Annotated in this window: 2 protein-coding genes; both read left to right on the top strand. The window is 67.5% G+C overall.

Annotation, left to right across the window (positions count from 1 at the left end; genetic code table 11):
* The first annotated feature begins 106 nt into the window (after window positions 1–106).
* Entirely contained in the window at window positions 107–1,399 is a 1,293-nt protein-coding gene (locus FVW27_RS11295) for an IMP cyclohydrolase (RefSeq protein ID WP_167125193.1), read from the top strand.
* Window positions 1,400–1,868: 469 nt separating this feature from the next.
* Window positions 1,869–3,229: RNB domain-containing ribonuclease (locus tag FVW27_RS11290; RefSeq protein ID WP_167125191.1), on the top strand; the 1,361-nt coding region annotated here is incomplete at its 3' end.

The following is a 3,229-nucleotide window of genomic DNA, read 5'->3' as shown; positions in this document are numbered from 1 at the left end:
GCAGGCCCGCCGTATCCGGCACGCCGCACCCGGCCTTTCGCGCGCACCCGCGCACGCCGGATGCATGCTGCGTTCGGACCCGCGCCGCCCCCTGCCGGAGCCCGTCATGACTTCGCCGAAGCCCGCCAGCCTCAAGGACATGTACCGCACCCTTCAGGACGATCCGTTTCCGGATTCCCTTACCCTGACGCTGGGCGACACCACCCTGACCTACCGCAAGCGCACCTGGACCATCGACGGTGAACGCAAGGGCCTGCGCTACGGCGAAAACCCCGACCAGCCCGCCGCCCTGTACGAACTGGCCGAAGGCGGCCTGACCCTTGGCGGCGTGGCCTTTCGCGCCGCCGGGCAGGGCCTTGTCTCGGCCATCGCCGAAGAACACATGGTCCAGGCGGGCAAACACCCCGGCAAGACCAACCTGACCGACGTGGACAACGGGGTGAACATTCTACAGTACCTGGCCGCGCGCCCCGCCGCCGTGATCCTGAAGCACAACAACCCGTGCGGGGCCGCCTGGTCCAATGATGGCGTGGCCGACGCGCTGGACAAGGCCTACAACTGCGACAGAATCGCCGCCTTCGGCGGGGCCGTGGTGGTCAACCGCCCGCTGGACCGCGCCGCCGGTGAACTCATCGCCGCCAACTACTTCGAGGTGGTGGCCGCGCCCGACTTCGAGCCCGGCGTGCTGGAGCTACTGCAAACCCGCAAGAATCTGCGCATCCTGCGCATGCCCGGCCTGGCCCAACTCGAAAACTTCGCCGATGCCCCGTTCCTGGACATCAAGAGCCTCACCGACGGCGGCATGGTCATCCAGCATTCGTTCCGCAACCGCATCCGTACCGTGGCCGATTTTCTGCCCGCCGAAGCCACCAGCAAGGACGGCGTCACCGTCACCGCCCGCGCCCCCTCGAAGCAGGAAGCCGACGACCTGCTGTTCGCCTGGGCCGTGGAGTCGGGCGTCACGTCCAACTCGGTGATCTTTGCCCGCAATGGCGCCACCGTGGCCATCGGCACCGGCGAACAGGACCGCGTGGGCTGCGTGGAACTGGCCATTCACAAGGCCTACACCAAGTACGCCGACTCGCTGGCCTTCGCCGCGCACAACTGCTCGCTGTACGACCTGAAGCAGAAAGCCGCCGCCGATCCGGCCCTGGCCGACTCGCTGGCCGCCATCGAACGCCGCACCAGGGACGAACGCGGCGGCCTGCCCGGCACCGTGCTGGTCTCCGACGGGTTCTTCCCCTTCCGCGATGGCGTGGACGTGGCCCTGGCACAGGGCGTTGCCGCCATCGCCCAGCCCGGCGGCTCCATGCGCGACCACGAAGTGATCATGGCCGTGAACGAGGCCAGCCCGCAGGTGGCCATGGTGTTTACCGGACAGCGGTCGTTCAAACACTAATACTTCCAGAGATAAGCAATCTCGGGGAGGGGACCCTTTAAAAAGGGTCCCCTCCCCGAACCCCTCCCCCCTAAATTTTTCAATGGGGGAGACGCATGGGAAATCTGCCTTTACCCCGGCTCGTTATAAAGGGTGTTGCAGGTAGTCATTGCCTTTCCCCTATCTGGACATTGCCTTTCTTCCTTCATACCCCGCAGCGGTCTGCCGCTGCGGGTGGCTGGTGCGGGGGCGATGCAAGGAATTACGAGTTTTTGTAGCCGGGCAAGGCGGCGCGCGATTTTCGCGCGGAGCGTACTTGCGTACGTGAGCAGCGAAAATCAAGCGCCAACGCAGCCCGGCCCAAAAAGACGGATTCTGCAAGCAGCGCCACCGTGCTGACGGGATGCACCTAAGAATCGCGCTGACATAGCGCACCTGCGGCAGCCCAAACGCCTTCTCCGGCCTCACTGAAACAAACCAAGCGGGAAACATGGCGGCACCATCCGGCATCGTGCGCTACCCCGGCCCGGGGTGCATCGTGGAATTCATGCAGGGCAACCGCCCCATAACGGCCTGGGTGCTCGAAGAACAGGCAGGCAAGCTGCGCCTGCTGCTCGCCAACCGCCGCGAAACCAAGCTCACCACCAGCCGCCTGCTGCCATGGTCCGGCCCGGTCTACTCCGGCGAGTACGGCCGCCAGCAGATCATCGACCTGCTGGAACTGCACCGCCAGCGCCGCGACGACCGCGAAACCGCGCTCGACCCGCTGGAACTCTGGACCCTGGCCCAGGGCGAGGTGGACCGCGCCTCGCTGGAATGGTTCGCGGAACTGCTCTGGGAAGCGCCCGAAGTGGACGACCTGGCCGCCCTTGGCCGCGCCATGCTGGCCTGCAAGACCCACTTCAAGTTCCAGCCGCCCGACTTCGAGGTGTACACCGCCGAAAAGGTGGACGCCCGCCTGGCCGAGCAGGAAGCTACCCGCCAACGCGAAGCCCTGGTCGCAGCCGGGCACGAATTCGTGCGCATCCTGTGGGACGTGCACTCGCGCCGCCGCACCCTGCCGCCGGAAACCTCGCCGGAACGCCCCGCCCCGGACATCGCCGAACAGTTGGCCGCGCTGGTCATGACCCGCCTGGCCGACCCGGACGACCACGACACCGAGCCGGTCTGGAAGCAGGTGACCAAGGGCCTGCCCGACGACCCGCACCTGGCCCTGCACCTGGCCAAAACCTGGGGCCTGGTGCCGGAACACCACAACTTCTGGATGGACCGCGCGGGCTACGCCCCCGGCAACGCCTGGGCTGCCAGCCACGCAGGCGACATCGCCGCGCTGCGCGCCGCCGTGGAATCCGCCCGGCGCGACCCGCTGGCCACGCCGTTCATCTCCATAGATTCCGCCACGACCCGCGACATCGACGACGCCTTCCACATCGAGGCGCGTGGCGACGGGGGCTTTCGCCTGTGGCTGGCCCTGGCCTGCCCGGCCCTGGCCTGGCCCTACGGCAGCGAACTGGACAAGGCCGTACTGCGCCGCGCCACCAGCATCTACCTGCCGGAAGCCACCCACCACATGCTGCCCGAAGAACTGGGCATCGGCTTCTTCAGCCTGCTTGCCGGTCAGGACCGGCCCGCGCTGGTGCTGACCATGGAAGTGGCACCAGACGGCGAACTGCAATCCTGCGTGCCCAACGGGGCGTGGGTGACCCTGGCCGCCAACCTCACTTACGAGGCCTGCGAGGCCTGCCTTGCCGCCGTGGCCCCGCCGCAAGCCGCCCCGAACCCGGACGACGACCTGCTGGCGGCCATGCTGGCGGGCGATCCCGACGCGGAAGACGCCGCATCCGCCCCCAC

It is taken from the genome of Nitratidesulfovibrio liaohensis (assembly GCF_011682075.1).
In the GTDB taxonomy this organism is placed as follows: domain Bacteria; phylum Desulfobacterota; class Desulfovibrionia; order Desulfovibrionales; family Desulfovibrionaceae; genus Cupidesulfovibrio; species Cupidesulfovibrio liaohensis.
The sequence above is the reverse complement of the archived record's forward strand: the minus strand, read 5'-3'. Positions and strand labels throughout refer to the sequence as shown.

Bases quoted from the DNA above. Each gene is read 5' to 3' on its own strand.
- FVW27_RS11295 (WP_167125193.1), top strand. From the start codon at position 107: ATGACTTCGCCGAAGCCCGCCAGCCTCAAGGACATGTACCGCACCCTT.